Origin of the sequence: Pseudomonas sp. BIGb0558 (assembly GCF_024807515.1) — a bacterium.
Lineage (GTDB): Bacteria > Pseudomonadota > Gammaproteobacteria > Pseudomonadales > Pseudomonadaceae > Aquipseudomonas > Aquipseudomonas yamanorum_A.
This window is the reverse complement of record NZ_JANUEW010000059.1, coordinates 12,038-27,463: the sequence shown is the minus strand read 5'-3', so window position 1 is coordinate 27,463 and position 15,426 is coordinate 12,038. Positions and strand designations below refer to the sequence as shown.

Annotated in this window: 14 protein-coding genes, 4 tRNA genes and 1 pseudogene; 5 read left to right on the top strand and 14 right to left on the bottom strand. The window is 62.3% G+C overall.

The genetic code is table 11. The features are described from left to right. Nucleotides 1-113 precede the first annotated feature (113 nt). From M2400_RS31880 to M2400_RS31860, 5 genes are all read right to left on the bottom strand, one after another. Nucleotides 114-305 (bottom strand): hypothetical protein, encoded by a 192-nt coding sequence (locus M2400_RS31880; RefSeq protein WP_259201189.1) that lies wholly within the window; start codon nucleotides 303-305, stop codon nucleotides 114-116. 98 nt (nucleotides 306-403) lie between these two features. Beyond that, nucleotides 404-479 (bottom strand) — tRNA-Gly (locus M2400_RS31875). Between the two features lie 3 nt (nucleotides 480-482). Next, nucleotides 483-558, bottom strand: a tRNA-Glu gene (locus M2400_RS31870). A gap of 104 nt (nucleotides 559-662) precedes the next feature. Further along, nucleotides 663-738: transfer RNA gene (locus M2400_RS31865), tRNA-Gly, on the bottom strand. 4 nt (nucleotides 739-742) lie between these two features. After that, nucleotides 743-818, bottom strand: a tRNA-Glu gene (locus tag M2400_RS31860). Nucleotides 819-1,188: 370 nt separating this feature from the next. Here M2400_RS31860 and M2400_RS31855 point away from each other — a divergent pair. Further along, complete coding sequence (locus M2400_RS31855; RefSeq protein ID WP_177042743.1) at nucleotides 1,189-1,947, top strand: hypothetical protein; 759 nt, start codon at nucleotides 1,189-1,191, stop codon at nucleotides 1,945-1,947. 136 nt (nucleotides 1,948-2,083) lie between these two features. Then, nucleotides 2,084-2,896: an alpha/beta fold hydrolase gene (locus M2400_RS31850; RefSeq protein ID WP_177042744.1), complete on the top strand. Its 813-nt coding sequence runs from the start codon at nucleotides 2,084-2,086 to the stop codon at nucleotides 2,894-2,896. A gap of 36 nt (nucleotides 2,897-2,932) precedes the next feature. On the opposite strand, the gene M2400_RS33700 is transcribed toward M2400_RS31850, so the two are convergent. From M2400_RS33700 to M2400_RS31835, 4 genes and pseudogenes are all read right to left on the bottom strand, one after another. Continuing rightward, nucleotides 2,933-3,637, bottom strand: coding sequence for a methyl-accepting chemotaxis protein (locus M2400_RS33700; protein ID WP_405046316.1), 705 nt, complete (start codon nucleotides 3,635-3,637; stop codon nucleotides 2,933-2,935). A gap of 204 nt (nucleotides 3,638-3,841) precedes the next feature. Next, nucleotides 3,842-4,018: pseudogene (locus M2400_RS33695) on the bottom strand (HAMP domain-containing protein); the annotation flags it as partial. A gap of 997 nt (nucleotides 4,019-5,015) precedes the next feature. After that, on the bottom strand, nucleotides 5,016-6,440 hold the full coding sequence (locus tag M2400_RS31840) for a PLP-dependent aminotransferase family protein (RefSeq protein ID WP_177121618.1): 1,425 nt from the start codon (nucleotides 6,438-6,440) through the stop codon (nucleotides 5,016-5,018). A gap of 203 nt (nucleotides 6,441-6,643) precedes the next feature. Beyond that, the gene (locus M2400_RS31835) at nucleotides 6,644-7,405 is read right to left on the bottom strand and encodes an SDR family oxidoreductase (RefSeq protein WP_003217185.1); all 762 of its coding nucleotides are present in this window, start codon (nucleotides 7,403-7,405) and stop codon (nucleotides 6,644-6,646) included. Between the two features lie 225 nt (nucleotides 7,406-7,630). On the opposite strand from M2400_RS31835, the gene M2400_RS31830 reads away from it, so the two are divergent. Continuing rightward, nucleotides 7,631-8,638 (top strand): NADP-dependent oxidoreductase, encoded by a 1,008-nt coding sequence (locus M2400_RS31830; RefSeq protein WP_177116063.1) that lies wholly within the window; start codon nucleotides 7,631-7,633, stop codon nucleotides 8,636-8,638. 139 nt (nucleotides 8,639-8,777) lie between these two features. On the opposite strand, the gene pyrF is transcribed toward M2400_RS31830, so the two are convergent. Next, on the bottom strand, nucleotides 8,778-9,476 hold the full coding sequence (gene pyrF, locus M2400_RS31825) for an orotidine-5'-phosphate decarboxylase (RefSeq protein WP_017480212.1): 699 nt from the start codon (nucleotides 9,474-9,476) through the stop codon (nucleotides 8,778-8,780). 290 nt (nucleotides 9,477-9,766) lie between these two features. On the opposite strand from pyrF, the gene M2400_RS31820 reads away from it, so the two are divergent. Both M2400_RS31820 and M2400_RS31815 read left to right on the top strand, forming a co-directional pair. Beyond that, complete coding sequence (locus tag M2400_RS31820; RefSeq protein WP_076015347.1) at nucleotides 9,767-10,531, top strand: response regulator; 765 nt, start codon at nucleotides 9,767-9,769, stop codon at nucleotides 10,529-10,531. Continuing rightward, entirely contained in the window at nucleotides 10,531-11,568 is a 1,038-nt protein-coding gene (locus M2400_RS31815) for a cell wall metabolism sensor histidine kinase WalK (protein ID WP_177042749.1), read from the top strand. The genes M2400_RS31820 and M2400_RS31815 overlap by 1 nt, the downstream gene beginning before the upstream one ends. Before the next feature lie 45 nt (nucleotides 11,569-11,613). Here the strand turns inward: M2400_RS31815 and M2400_RS31810 are convergent, their stop codons facing one another. The 4 genes from M2400_RS31810 to M2400_RS31795 form a co-directional block, all read right to left on the bottom strand. After that, on the bottom strand, nucleotides 11,614-12,675 hold the full coding sequence (locus tag M2400_RS31810; RefSeq protein ID WP_177042750.1) for an AI-2E family transporter: 1,062 nt from the start codon (nucleotides 12,673-12,675) through the stop codon (nucleotides 11,614-11,616). 73 nt (nucleotides 12,676-12,748) lie between these two features. Beyond that, nucleotides 12,749-13,567 (bottom strand): DUF4892 domain-containing protein, encoded by an 819-nt coding sequence (locus M2400_RS31805; protein ID WP_259201193.1) that lies wholly within the window; start codon nucleotides 13,565-13,567, stop codon nucleotides 12,749-12,751. A 102-nt stretch (nucleotides 13,568-13,669) separates the two neighbouring features. Next, entirely contained in the window at nucleotides 13,670-14,524 is an 855-nt protein-coding gene (locus tag M2400_RS31800) for an alpha/beta hydrolase (RefSeq protein WP_259201194.1), read from the bottom strand. Next, nucleotides 14,521-15,330, bottom strand: a complete 810-nt coding sequence (locus M2400_RS31795) for an alpha/beta fold hydrolase (RefSeq protein WP_259201195.1) — start codon at nucleotides 15,328-15,330, stop codon at nucleotides 14,521-14,523. The genes M2400_RS31800 and M2400_RS31795 overlap by 4 nt, the downstream gene beginning before the upstream one ends. Nucleotides 15,331-15,426 lie beyond the last annotated feature (96 nt).

Here is a 15,426-nt window from a genome sequence, read left to right as displayed (position 1 = left end):
TGCTGGTGTCGCTGGAGCGGGTGCTGCACCTGTAACCGATTTTCAGCGCGCTCCTCCCGAGCGCCTGCAAAGCCATGGCCGTTTCGGCCATAACCCGCGAACCCATGGGTCGTTCACTTGATCGCGACAAGGAGCTTGTCATGCCAACACCCGCGTACATCAGCATCCACGGCAAAAACCAGGGGCATATCACCAAGGGCGAGTTCACCGCTGACGAGGTCAAGTGGTTCCGCACCTCGGGGGACGGCAAGCAGGAGCACTTCTTCACCACCAAGCTCGAAGACGCCACCGTCGTCGACATTCACACAAGCGCGCCCCATTCGATGACGCTTTCGCGCCTCGGCCCACAAACAACGCACAAACAAAAACGCCGATCATTGCTGATCGGCGTTTTCGTTGAATATGGAGCGGGAAACGAGACTCGAACTCGCGACCCCGACCTTGGCAAGGTCGTGCTCTACCAACTGAGCTATTCCCGCAAATGGCGTCCCCTAGGGGACTCGAACCCCTGTTACCGCCGTGAAAGGGCGGTGTCCTAGGCCACTAGACGAAGGGGACACGCTACTGAAACACATGGTGTGTGTTTCAGTGCCCAGAGATTAGATCCGAAGATCATGCCCTGGTTTCACTCAGTGTCGCCCGAAAGCAACACTGCTTAAATTTGGAGCGGGAAACGAGACTCGAACTCGCGACCCCGACCTTGGCAAGGTCGTGCTCTACCAACTGAGCTATTCCCGCAATATGGCGTCCCCTAGGGGACTCGAACCCCTGTTACCGCCGTGAAAGGGCGGTGTCCTAGGCCACTAGACGAAGGGGACACACGTACAACATTCACTCCCTACCGCGTTTCGCTGTGTGCTTTACGCTGTAAGTGGCGCGCATTCTATGGATGGATTGGGAGGTCGTCAACCCCCAAGGATAAATTTATTTAAATCAATGACTTCGCCGTGGTTTACGGGGGTTGCGGGGGTTTCTCGCCGTCCAGGCTTTGACGCCTATATTCTGGCGTTCGACAAGGCGCTATAGTTCGCCACAGCAAATGATGGCAATGTGCATCTACGCAGGGACTGCCTACTCATATAGAAGAAACTACTGACGCAACTGGTCGCTCAGTCCTATCCGGCCAGTGCCCCAGTCACTACACTTCAACGCAAACCCCATAAAGAGGTCACACCGGTGACACCACTCATGATCACCCTGCTGGTAATAGCCGGGATCGTAATACTGATCGCCATTGGCTACATGAACCACGTGGTGGAAAACAATAAGCTGGAAAAGAACCGGACCCGGATCGAACTCAATGACCGGCTGCGTCGCTGCGGTGAAATCACCGAGACGTTCCCGGGGCAGTTGATGACGCCGCGGCTCAAGTTGCTGCTGACCCGCCTGGAGCTCAATGTCAATCAGCGGCTGTTGAACCTCGACAAGTCCAATGCATCCTTCAAGGCGCGCATCACCGAGCTCAACGCACTGGTAGCCCAGGGCGAATCGATCCCGGTGAACAACCCGCCCAGCCCGATCCAGACCGAAGCCAAGGCCAAGGATGTACGTTTCCTGCTGGAAGCACTGCATGGCCAAGTGACCCGTGCGGCCCAGGACGGCTTCCTGCCGACCAATGAAGCCAAGCACTGGATCAAGGAAATCCGCCACATCCTGGTGCTGCTGCACATCGAGTTCTTCAACAACCTGGGCCAGCACGCGCTGCAACAGGGTCAGCCAGGCCAGGCACGCCTGGCGTTCGAACGCGGCGCGCAGTACCTGCGCAAACAGCCGGAGCCGGTGGTGTATAGCCAGCAACTGCAATTGCTCGAGAAACAACTGGCCCGCGCCAACTCCATGGTGCTGACCAACATCCAGCCGGCTGAAGACGAGGTCAACGAATTGACCGAAGGCTTGAAAGTGGTGGATGCGGATGCGGACTGGAAGAAGAAAGCCATCTACGACTGATCCGCCTGCCCCTTGGCAAAAGAGACCATTGTGGCACTGCCAGTATTTTCCGCAGTGCCATCACTCTGCACCTATCCCCCGCCCCGCGAGTAGCGTAAAAAAGGCCCCTCTCTCCGTTAACGAAAAGGGCCTCGCCATGCCTGTCGTGCTTATCGATGGACAACCGCTGCACTACCTCGACCAGGGCACCGGCCCGGCCGTTCTCCTCGGTTCCAGCTACCTGTGGGACAGCCAGATGTGGGCGCCGCAGATCGAAGCCCTTTCGCAACAGTACCGCGTGATCGTCCCCGAATTATGGGGCCACGGCGAGTCCGGCCCACTGCCTGCAAACACCGCGTCCCTGGACGACCTCGCACGCCAGCACCTGGCCCTGCTGGATCACCTGGACATTACCCAGGTCAACCTCGTGGGCTTGTCCGTCGGCGGCATGTGGGGCGCACGCCTGGCGCTGCTGGCCCCTGAGCGGGTCAACAGCCTGGTGCTGATGGACACACACCTGGGCGCCGAGCCGGAAGCCACTCGCCAGTACTATTTTTCGCTGTTCAAGATGATCGAGGACGCCGGCGTCATTCCGGAACCGCTGCTGGATGTGGTGGCGCCGATTTTCTTTCGCCCTGGCATCGACCGGGAATCAGCCCTTTACCAGGACTTTCGCAACACCCTGAAAGCTTTCCCGAAAGAGCGCCTGCTGCAAAGCATCGTGCCCCTGGGCCGGATTATCTTCAGCCGCGCCGATGTGCTGGCGCAGCTTTCGCGCCTCGACGCCGATACCACCCTGGTGATGTGCGGGGAGCAAGACAAGCCACGCCCGCCCGCCGAGTCAGAAGAGATGGCAGCCTTGATCGGCTGCACACTGACGTTGATTCCAGACGCCGGGCATATCTCCAGCCGGGAAAACCCCGACTTCGTCAATGAAGCCCTGCTGACCTTCCTCGCCAACAACGCCTGACCGCCCTGCCCTTTGATCACCGCATGCCTGCGGTGATCAAAGGCGGAAGTGCCCGACCATCCCTTTCAGCTCCGTGCCCAACTGCGCCAGCTCAATGCTCGACGCCGCGTTGCCCTGCATGCTCAACGCCGATTGATCGGCACTGGCACGGATGCTGGTGACGCTGCGATTGATCTCCTCGGCCACCGAGCTTTGCTGTTCGGCCGCTGCGGCAATCTGCTGGTTCATCTGCTGGATCAACGACACCGCCGCCGCGATGCTGCCCAGGGCGCTTTCGGTTTCCAGGGCATCACTGACCGCCAGCTTGACCAACTCGCCGCTCTGTTTGATCTGCTGCACTGAAGACTGCGCCGAGCTGCGCAAGGTGCTGACCAGCCGTTCGATTTCTTCGGTGGATTGCTGGGTGCGCTTGGCCAGTGCCCGCACCTCATCGGCCACCACGGCAAAACCACGGCCCTGCTCGCCGGCCCGCGCAGCCTCGATGGCCGCGTTCAGCGCCAGCAGATTGGTTTGCTCGGCCACGCTTTTGATGACTTCAAGCACGGTGCCGATATTCTGGATCTCCGCACTCAGGCTTTCGATGCTGGTGCTGGCGGAGGTGGCGGAATTGGCCAGCAACTCGATACGTTGCAGGCTCTGGCGCACCACCTGCTGGCCGCTGTCGACCTTGTCGTCCGCCGTCTGCGCAGCCTGCGCCGCCTCTTCGGCGTTACGCGCCACATCGTGCACAGTGGCGGTCATCTGGTTCATCGCCGTGGCCACCTGCTCGGTTTCTTCCTTCTGGCTGCTGACCTCGATATTGGTCTGCTCGGTGACACTGGACAGCGAATGGGCAGAACTGGCCAGTTGTTCGATACCCGCCTGCAACCCGCTGACCATACTGCTCAGGCCACCGCTCATCTGTTGCATCGCGAGCATCAACTGGCCCATCTCGTCGCGGCGGCTGACCTCCATGCGCCCGCTGAGGTCGCCGGCAGCAATCTGCTGGGCCACCGCAATCACGCTGCGCAGCGGTGCAACGATCAACCGGGTAATGATCCACGCGGCAATCAACCCCACCAGCAAGGCCAGGGCTGAAGAGCCAATAATCAGCAACGCGCTTTTCTTCAATTGCGCCTGCATCGACAGGTCTTCTGCGTCGTAGGCCTGATTGACCCGCGTCACCACCTCGGCGGCACGCTCGTGCAGTTGCTTGTAGACCACCTTTTCCTGGGCCAGCAGGCCGGTGTACTCGCCGAGTTTTTCGCTGAAGGCCGCGATATGCCCCGACACTTCGTTAAGCACGGTTTGATAGCCGGAGTCCTTGACCGAGGTTTTCAACTGTTCGACCTGGGCCAGGGCCTGGTCGGCCTGCTCGATCTTGCCCTGTTCGGCGTTCTCGTCATCGCCCTTGCGGCTCTGGTCCAGGCGCACGTGCGCTTCGTTCATGGCTTGCAACATCAGGCGCGAGACCTGGCTGACCTGCCCGGCCTGCTCGATAAATTCGGCGCCTTCCTTGCCCTGGCTTTCCTTGAGCCCATAGGCGCCATCGTCCGCCAGCCCGGCCTGCAGCACATCGAGGTTGTTGGCCACACTGGAGACCGACCAACTGGCCATCTCCAGTGCAAGGTCCTTGGTCTGGGTCAGTTCGACAAACTCATCGAAAGCCTTGCGATAGGCCGCCAGCGCCTGCTCGACGTCGGTCATCACCGGGACGTTGGCGGGCGACTGGCCCTTGAGAATCACCGCCTGGGCGGCCAACGCGTCGACACTTTCGTGCAAGGCGTCCACCGCCTTGGGGTCGGCATGCAACGCGTAGTCCTGCTCGATCAGGCGCACCTTGAGCAGGCCGCTGTTGAGCGCCGACATGGCTTTAAGCCCCTCGAAGCGCTGACCAACGGTTTGCAGCGACCACACGCCAATCGCCGCCACCAGCGCCGTCAACAGCAGCACCAAGGCGAAGCCCAAGCTCAGTTTCTTTGCCATACCGAGGTTGGCAAAACGTCGTTGCACGGCAGAAATCATTGCACTGAAGTCCTCTTGCAATGGCGAATGCCATCAAGCCCGGTTTCGATGCAGCGAGATTCGCAACCCCGGGGCACTGAACACAAGCATTTGGCGCCACAATAATGGCAAAAAGCTACATCCTCGTCGTTTTCAGAATGGTGGAGGTCGATCCTGCCGGACCCATCGCCTTGAACAGCGCGAGGGCACGCTGGTCAGCAGCATAGGCCACGTTGATCCGCAGCCAGTCACTGTGTTCGCCCGTCGGGCTGAAAAGCGCCCCGGGTGACAGCAATACCCCCAGGCGGCGGGCCCGTGCCTGCAACGTCGAACGGTCGCCCACGCCAGGGCGGGCCCACACAAACATGCCACCGGCAGGTACCGCAAACACCTCCCACTCCTCGTCTTCCAGCACCTGCAGGGTCATGGCCATTTCCGTGCCCAGGCGTCGGCGCAGGCGTTGCACCCACTTGCGGTAGGTGCCGTTGGCCAGCAACGCAGCCACCACCGCCTCGGCAAACCGCGAGGTGCCGATGCCGGTCAAAGTCTTGACCTTGACCAGTTGCGCGATGACCGCCCCGCTGGCAGTGAGATACCCCACGCGCAGGGCGCTGCTGAGGGTCTTGGAGAAACTCGAGATATAGATCACCCGGTCCTCGTGGGGCAACGCCGACAGCCGGGTGCAGGTGGCATGTTGCAGGTCGCCATACACGTCTTCCTCGACAATGAAGAAGTCCTGGGAGTGGGCCAGCTGCAACAAGCGCTCGGCCACGGACGGGGACAGGCTGGTACCGGTGGGGTTGTGATACAGGCTGTTGATGAACAGGCACTTGGGCCGATGCCCGCGCAACAGCGCCTCCAGTGCCGTCAGGTCCGGACCGCCACGTGTGCGGGGCACTTCCAGCAACTTGATGCCATGAAACGCCAGTAGACGGTACAGGTTGCCGTACCCAGGGCTCTCCACCACCACGGTGTCGCCGGCCTTGAGCAGCGTGCGGATCAGCAGGTCCTGGGCGTGGCTCGCGCCCTGGGTGGTGAGGATATGCTCGACCCGGGTCGCCACGTGAATGTGAGTCAGGCGCTTGAGCAACTGTTCCCGCAGGGCTGGCAGGCCCAGCGGGGTGCTGTAGTTGAAGACGGCGGCAGTATCGGTGCGGGTGACTTCACGGATCGCGTAGCTGATGTCAGCACTTTCGCGCCAGGTGTCCGGCAGCCAGCCGCACCCCAGTTTCAGTTCACCCAGCTGATTATCGACGAAGGCGCCCCAGCCGGACTCGGCGCCCTCATACCATTGGTTTTCGCTACTCAGCCCGCGCTCGGCGGGTGGCTGGGCCACAAAAAAAACCGCGCCTTGACGCGAAACCAGTACGCCCTGGGCAACCATCCGCTCGAACGCCTCAATCACGCTGGACTGGCTGAGCAGGTTCTCGTGGGCCAGTTGCCGAACCGAGGGCAACCGCGTCCCGGGGCCGACCCCGCTCTCGCGAATCCAGGCCGCCAACCCACTGACGATTTGCTGCACTACCGGTACAAGGGCTTGTCGATCGATCCCTAAATCCATGAGCCACTCACCTAAACTGTTGTCATTTAACCCAAACCAGTTAAGCACAGAAGCTCAGTGACAGCCGTCACGAAGATTTATTAAATCATTGATTTAATTGAATTATTTACCTACTGATACACATTCAGCCAAGGCATCTGGCCACCTGCGGAAAAGCCCCACAGTACCTACAACGCTTTTCTGAATGGAATCAGCATCAGGTCCTAAATGGCGGTCGCACCGCCGTCCACCGCCAAGGCCTGGCCCGTGGTGAAGGCCGCGCCGTCGCTGCACAGATACAGCACTGCACTGGCGATTTCCTCGACCTTGCCGATACGCCCGACCGGGTGCATGGCGGCGGCAAATTCAGCTTTGCGCGGGTCGGCCTCATAGGCACGGCGGAACATATCGGTGTCGATCACCGCCGGGCATACCGCGTTGACGCGGATTTTCTTTTTCGCGTACTCGATCGCCGCCGACTTGGTCAGGCCGATCACCGCATGTTTGGACGCGGCGTAGATACTCATCTTCGGCGCCGCCCCCAGCCCGGCCACCGACGCGGTGTTGACGATGGCACCACCGCCCTGGGCCAGCAGCAGTGGCAACTGATACTTCATGCACAGCCACACACCCTTGACGTTGACCCCCATGATGGCGTCGAACTCATCCAGGCTGCCGTCGGCCAACTTGCCCTTTTCGATCTCGATCCCGGCATTGTTGAAGGCATAGTCCAGCCGGCCATAGGTGGCCACGGTCTGCTGCATCAACTGCTGCACGTCGGCCTCAAGGGTGACATTGCAGCGCACAAACACCGCCTCGCCACCGGCCTGGTGAATCAGCGCCACAGTGCCCTCGCCGCCCGCCACGTCCAGGTCGGCGACCACGACTTTCAAGCCTTCAGCGGCGAACGCCAGGGCGGTGGCGCGGCCAATGCCGGCGGCCGCACCGGTCACCAGGGCGACCTGGCCGGAAAATGTCATGCTCATGGGGATGTCCTTCGATGGATGCTGGATGACCCCAGTCTAGCCAGAGCCTCCATGGGCGCGTCAGCACTATCAAACGCCCGGTTGGCGACCCATGAGCCGCAGTGATAACACCACCAGCCTCACTATCATCAGAGTGGATCGACGGGCATTCGCAGCTGCCGCGTACCTTGCCGCTGCGGCCCGAAGGGTCTATCACTCAAGGTCCATTTCCCAAGAGTCCCTGCCATGACTGCCCAGACCAACCGCCAATTCCTGCTCGCCAAACGCCCGGTCGGCGCTGCCACGCGGGACACCTTCACCTACCAGGAAGTGCCGGTGGGCACGCCCCAGGACGGGCAGGTGCTGGTGCACAACGAATACCTGTCCCTGGACCCGGCCATGCGTGGCTGGATGAACGAGGGCAAATCCTACATTCCGCCGGTAGGAATCGGCGAGGTCATGCGCGCCCTGGGCGTAGGCAAGGTGATCGCTTCGAACAACCCGAAATTTGCCGTGGGGGATTACGTCAACGGTGCGCTCGGCGTGCAGGATTACTTCCTCGGCGAGCCCCGGGGTTTCTACAAGGTCGACCCGAAACTGGCACCGTTGCCGCGCTATTTGTCGGCGTTGGGGATGACCGGCATGACCGCCTATTTCGCCCTGCTGGACACCGGCGCCCCCAAGGCCGGCGAAACCGTGGTGATTTCCGGCGCGGCGGGTGCGGTGGGCAGCATTGCCGGGCAGATTGCCAAGATCAAAGGCTGCCGCGTGGTGGGCATTGCCGGCGGCGCCGACAAATGCAAGTTCCTGGTGGATGAGCTGGGGTTTGATGCGGCCATCGACTACAAGAACGAAGACGTGCACGCCGGCCTCAAGCGCGAATGCCCGAAAGGCGTGGACGTGTATTTCGATAACGTCGGCGGGGACATCCTCGACGCCGTGCTCAGCCGCCTGGCGTTGAAAGCCCGCGTGGTGATCTGCGGTGCCATCAGCCAGTACAACAATAAAGAAGCCGTCAAAGGGCCGGCCAACTACCTGTCATTGCTGGTCAATCGGGCGCGTATGGAAGGGTTTGTGGTGATGGACCATGCGGCGAACTTCGCCGCTGCCGGGCAGGAGATGGCCGGCTGGATGGCGCAGGGCAAGCTCAAGAGCAAGGAAGATATCGTCGAAGGACTGGAGACGTTCCCGGAAACGCTGATGAAACTGTTCAACGGTGAGAACTTTGGGAAGTTGGTACTGAAAGTCAGCTGACACACCGCAGATCGTTCTGCACACCCGGTTAATGTGGGAGCCGGGCTTGCCCGCGATGCAGGCGACTCGGTGTTTCAGTGATACCGAGGCGATGCTATCGCAGGCAAGCCAGCTCCCCCAGAGACCGTGGCCGCTTCAGTCAGGCGATCTCGGCAACCACCGCCGCCAGCGCCTTGGCCGGGTCGGCCGCCTGGCTGATCGGGCGTCCGATCACCAGGTAATCGGAACCGGCATCCAGGGCCTGGCGCGGGGTCAGGATGCGACGTTGGTCGTCCTGGGCGCTGCCCGCCGGACGAATCCCCGGGGTCACCAGTTGCAGCGACGGGTGGGCGGTCTTCAATGCCTGGGCTTCCAGGGCCGAGCACACCAGACCGTCCAGGCCGGCCTTTTGCGCCAGGGCCGCGAGGCGCAGCACTTGTTCCTGTGGCTCGATGTCCAGGCCGATGCCGGCCAGGTCTTCACGCTCCATGCTGGTCAGCACGGTCACGCCAATCAGCAGCGGCTTGGGGCCGCTGCGCTGATCAAGCACTTCACGGCACGCAGCCATCATGCGCAAACCGCCGGAGCAGTGCACATTGACCATCCACACGCCCATTTCGGCGGCAGCCTTGACCGCCATCGCGGTGGTGTTGGGGATGTCGTGGAATTTCAGGTCGAGGAACACCTCGAAGCCTTTGTCACGCAGGGTGCCGACAATTTCCGCGGCGCAACTGGTGAACAGTTCCTTGCCGACCTTGACCCGGCAAAGCTTGGGGTCCAACTGGTCAGCCAGCTTCAGTGCGGCGTCACGAGTGGGGTAATCCAGGGCGACGATGATAGGAGTCTGGCAGACGGACATTGGAATGGGCTCTCAGGCAAGTCGAAATCGGCGCGGATTGTAGCGCAAGCAGCGCGTTTGCGGGATCCGATGATCGGTAATTCGCGATTTAGCCGCCAGATTGCGGGCTCCCGGGCAATTGTGTCGGAACTGATACATTCCCGACATGCCTGCAATACCCCCGAAGATTAGCCTCGCACACGTGAACCACCGTACAGAACTTCCAGCCCCGGGGCTGGGCGCCTATGCTGAACGCAACAACCTCGCCGCCGATCTTCGGTCCGGCGGCCCACCAGGTAGATGATCGCACCATGCAAACCCTGACTCCTGCGCTGAATGACGATCAAAAAGGCTCGCTTGTGGGTGAAGACAAGCGCTGGAACACCCGCGCGCTGATCGTCGACGACGACGTGCCGATCCGCGAACTGCTGATCGATTACCTGGCGCGCTTCAACATTCTCGCCAGCGGCGTGACCGACGGCGCCGCCATGCGCCAGGCCATGCAAGCCGAGACCTTCGACGTGGTGGTGCTCGACCTGATGCTGCCGGGCGAAGACGGCCTGTCGCTGTGCCGTTGGCTGCGGGCGGAATCGGACATCCCGATCCTGATGCTCACCGCCCGCTGCGAACCCACCGACCGCATCATCGGCCTGGAGTTGGGGGCCGACGACTATATGTCCAAGCCCTTCGAGCCCCGCGAGCTGGTGGCACGCATCCAGACGATCCTGCGCCGGGTACGGGATGACCGCACCGAGCAACGGGCGAATATCCGCTTCGACAACTGGCGCCTCAACAGCGTGCTGCGCCAATTGGTGGCCGACGATGGCCTTGTGGTGCCGCTGTCCAACGCTGAATTCCGCTTGCTGTGGGTGTTTATCGAACGCCCGCGCCGGGTGCTGAGCCGCGAACAACTGCTGGACGCGGCCCGCGGTCGCTCCATCGAAGCCTTTGATCGCAGCATTGACCTTCTGGTCTCGCGGCTGCGCCAAAAGCTCGGCGACGACCCGAAGGCACCGCAGTTGATCAAGACCGTACGCGGTGAAGGCTATCTGTTCGACGCCCGGGATATTGGCTGATGCGCAACGCCTTCAACACCCTGTTCGGGCGGCTGTTCGGTGTGTTGCTGGTGGCGATTGTGCTGGCCCACGTGCTGGCATTTTTCTGGTTTCACCACTACGGCCCGCCGCCGCCACCGCCCCGCGAGACCTTCATCGAGCAACCGGACGGCACCCTCACGCCAGCGCCGAAGGAGCATCACAGGCCCTGGTTCGGCGGGCCTGTGGTGCCGCTGACTTTCCAGTTCTTCTCGCTGATCATCGCCGCCTGGTACGGCGCCAAGCTGCTCAGCCGGCCGATCCAGCGTCTGAGTGCGGCGGCCGAGCGCCTGAGCCTGGACCTCGACAGCCCGCCGTTGAACGAGTCCGGCCCACGGGAAGCACGGCAGGCGGCGTCGACCTTTAACCTGATGCAAAAACGCATCCGTGAACAGGTCACCCAGCGTGCCCGCATGCTCGGCGCCGTGTCCCATGACCTGCGCACGCCACTATCGCGGCTCAAGCTGCGCCTGGAACAGATCGAAGACACCAAGCTGCAGGGCCAGATGCGCCAGGACCTGGACGACATGATCGGCATGCTCGACGCCACCCTGAGCTACCTGCACGAACAACGCACCAGCGAAACCCGGCATTGGCTGGACGTGCAGGCATTAGTGGAGTCCTTGAGTGAAAACGCCCAGGACCGTGGCTCCGACGTGCAATGCAGTGGTGAATGCGCGCCGCTGCAGGTGCAACCGATGGCCCTGCGTTCGTGCCTCAACAACCTGATCGACAACGCCCTGCGCTATGCCGGCACCGCCCGTATCGAACTGGCGGACAGCCCCCAGGCGCTGGTGGTCAAGGTGATCGACCATGGGCCGGGGATTGCGGCGGATAAACGCGAGGCGGTGTTTGAACCGTTTTATCGGCTGGAAGGCTCACGCAACCGGAACTCCGGCGGCGTGGGTTTAGGGATGACGATTTCCAAGGAAGCGGTGGAACGCCTCGGTGGGCGATTGAGCCTGGAGGAAACCCCAGGCGGTGGCCTGACAGCGGTGATGTGGTTGCCGAGGGCTTGAGCCAGCTCCCACATCAATCTGCAGCCGCCTCAAAATCCTCGCCGATCAGCCGGCTTTATCTTCCCGCCGCACTTGAGCCTGGCTGGCGCTCCAGTCCGTCAGCAGGCTATACGCCACTGCCAGCAAAGTCGGGCCGATAAACAGGCCGATGAAGCCGAACGCGATCAACCCGCCAAACACCCCCAGCAGCACGATCACCAGCGGCAGGTTGCCACCACGGCTGATCAGGTACGGCTTGAGCACGTTGTCCACGCCGCTGATGATGAATGTGCCCCATACCCCGAGAAACACCGCGTAGGTGTAGTCGCCCTTCCAGGCCAGCCACGCTGTGGCCGGGATCCACACCAATGGTGGCCCCATGGGAATCAGGCTCAGCAGGAACGTCACGATGCCCAGCACCAGCGCCCCCGGCACCCCGGCAATCAGGAAGCCGATCAGCGCCAGCACCGCCTGGGCAGCCGCGGTACCGATCACGCCATTCACCACACGTTGCACGGTGCCCGCCACCAGTTCGATGTAATAACCGGCACGTTCGCCGATCAAGCGCTCCAGCAAGCGATGCACAAACATCGCCAGGCGCGGCCCGTCCCGGTAGAAAAAGAACACGAATACCAGGCTCAGGGTCAGCTCCAGAATCCCGCCGCCGATCTGCGCACTGCGGGCCAGCAACCAGTTGCCCACCTGCCCCAGGTACGGCTTGAGGCTGACCATCAGCGCCGCGCCCTGCTGGTCGATGCTGTCCCACATCGCCACCAACCGCTCGCCGACGAAAGGAATGGAGCCGAGCCACGCTGGCGCCTCGGGCAAGCCATCCACCTGGATATCCTTGATCAGGCCCACGGCATCGCGCACATGGTCGGCCAGGTTGAACCCCAGCCATACCAGCGGCAATGCCACCAACAGCATCCAGACCAGGGTCAGGATCCCGGCCGCCAGGGATTCGCGCCCGCCCAGCCAGCGGGTCAGCAGGCGCATCACCGGCCAACTGGCAAACGCCAGCACCGCGCCCCAGAACAGCGCCGACCAGAACGGCGCCATCACCCAGAAGCTGGCACCAAACAACACCAGCAGCAGGATCTGCACCAGCAGGCGATCGTTATTGAGCATGTGGTTTCTCGAAAAGAAGTCTGTAAGAGGAAGAGCTTAGGCGAACGGCGCGGGTCCGTTCGCCCTGGAACGGTCAGCGTATCAGATGCAGGTATAAACCCTTGGCTTCGGCGGTGCCGGTTTCCAGGCGGGCCGCACGTACGCCCTGATCGATCAAGCCCTGGCGCCACGCCTCGGCGGTGGGCCCGGTCAAACTGACCCGCAAGGTGGCGTCCAGGTTCAATCCACGGGAAATCAGGGTGAGCCAGGTGGCGTCAGGTTCGGCGCCCAGCTTGGGGAAGTCCAGCTCACCGGTGCTCTTCAGCTCCCGCAGCAGTGTGGCGGAGGTTGGCAGCAAGTCGCCCAGTGGCGCACTGGCGTCCAATTGTTCCACATGCAGATAGGCCCGACGATTGCCCCGGGTGATGCCGTACAGCGCGACCAGGGAGTTGTCCTGGGGAGCAGCCAGGCGCAGCAACAGGTATTCCTGCTGGCCATCGGCGCCTACCAGCTTGGCGTTGCCAAACACCTCATTGGCCCACAGGCTGCTTTCGCCGCAATCCCGGGCCTGGCACCAGAACAGCAATTGTGCGCCCTGGGCCTGCAAAGCTTCGCGGGTGGCGGTAAAGGCGGCGCTGGAGGTGTGTTCGGCGGGCAGTTCGTAGGTGATGGCAGTGTTTAATCCGCGAGCGGTGGCCTGGCCTTCATAGCGCAGTTGGCCGCTGATCTTGCGGATCGAGCCCAGCGGGTAGATGCGTTCTTTCTCTTCGGCGGGACGGTAGTCGACGATCTGTGCGTCAACCTGACGGGCCACGGCGGGCAAGTCCTGGCTACCCGGTACGTCAGCGGCGAACACCAGCGGGCTGAAACAGCACAGCCCCAGAATACGGATAAATCCCTTCGGCATACTCATCGGATCAGCGCGCCCTGGCCATTGGGGTGCGCTGCGGTGTTGAGATTGTTCATGGTTGACTCCCTTTCGATCCGCCCAGCCTCGGCAGTTGACCCCGCCAAGTCAAGGCGTGGAGAAGAACCGATTGAAACAGTCTGCAACAAGGGTAGCCCCTGGCTCGTCGTTCAGGTGCAAATGATGGCCACCAGGTAACGTGGTCACCTGGAACGGCAGCCCGGAAAGCAATTCGGAATGTTTCGCCAGCATGCCGTCTTCGGCGACCACCAACTGTGTCGGACAGCCGATCCGGCGCACGAACGCCATCGCCTGTTCTTCTGTCAGACGCATGGGGGAAGCCAGGGTCAGGCGGCTGTCGCTGCGCCAGGTGTAACCGCCCGGCACCGGCATAAGGCCACGCTGGGCCAGCAATTCCGCGGCCTCGCGACTGACCGCCACCACGCCTTTCATCCGCGCTTCCACCGCACGGTCAAGGGTGGTGTACACCGGTTTGCGCTTGTCTTGCAGGGCCAGTTGCGCCTGCAACGCCATGCCGAGGCGTTCGGCGGCGTTATCTGCAGTGCCGGTCGGCGGGATCACGCCGTCAATCAATCCCAGGTGCGTTACCCGCTCCGGCAAGGCCCCGGCCAACACCAGGGAAACGATGGCACCGAGGGAGTGGCCAAGTAATGCAAAACGTTTCCAGCCCAGTTGCTCGGCCACTTGCAGCACATCGTGGACGTAATCCCACAGGGAATACCCGGCGCCGACCGGGCGGTGGGCCGAGTGACCATGGCCCGCCATGTCCAGGGCGACGATGCGCAGGCCATCGAGCTTCGGCGCCAGGCGCGCAAAGCTGTTGGCGTTGTCGAGCCAGCCGTGCAGGGCGATGACCGGCAGCCCGTCTTCGGGGCCGAACAGGTGGGCCGCCAACTCGATGTGCGGCAGGGCCAGGCGTACTTCTTCGACGGGCGCGGTCATGCGCAACTGCGCTCGCGCTGGCGGGCTTCCCAGCGGGCAAACAGGTTCTTGATCAAAGTGGCAGTGTCCTGGGGGCGTTCGAGAGGAAACATGTGGCCGCCGGGCATGGTCAGCATTTCGCCCATGGGCATGCGCCCCACGCCGCTGGCATGGTGACGCATCACCACCCGGCTCTGGCGGCCACGCACCACCGCCAGTGGCACTTTCAACTGTCGGGCCTGGCCAGGGCTGGTGTGGGGCACGCCGCGGTAGATGCTGATCTCGGTGGCCGGATCAAAGCGCAGGCGCAGACGATCGCCCACCGGTTCCAGGCCGTGTTGCAGGTAAGCGTCGAAACATTCGGGATCAAAGCCTCGAAACAGGGTCTTGCCGGCGAAGTACTGACGCGCAGCCGCAAGGTCAGCGAACTCTTCACGCCGGCCCAGGGTGCGGCCCGCCGGGGTAAGACGGTCGATAAAGCCGAAGCGCTTGGCCGCGCGGATCACCCAGCGATCGGCCAGCGTCAGCACCGGAGAGTCGAGCATCACCACCCCGCGATACAACTGTGGGCAGCGCATGGCCGCATGCAGGTGCAGCACGCCACCCAACGAATGGCCCACGCCCCACACCGGCTCCGGCTGCTGCTCAAGGTGGTGGATCAGTTCGTCCACCAGGTTCTGCCAATTGTCATCCACCGGAAACCTTGGGTCGTGACCGTGCTGCGGCAAATGCGCGACGGCGTACTCCGGGGCCAGGGCGGCAAACAATTTGCCGTAGGTCGCCGAAGGAAAGCCATTGGCGTGGGCGAAAAACACGTGCTGCGACATACCTGATCCATCACCGTAAACAGAGCGTTGATTCTCCCCAGACCGGGCAGTCACGGCAATGACTGTAACTGCCAGGAATGATGACACTCACGCCAT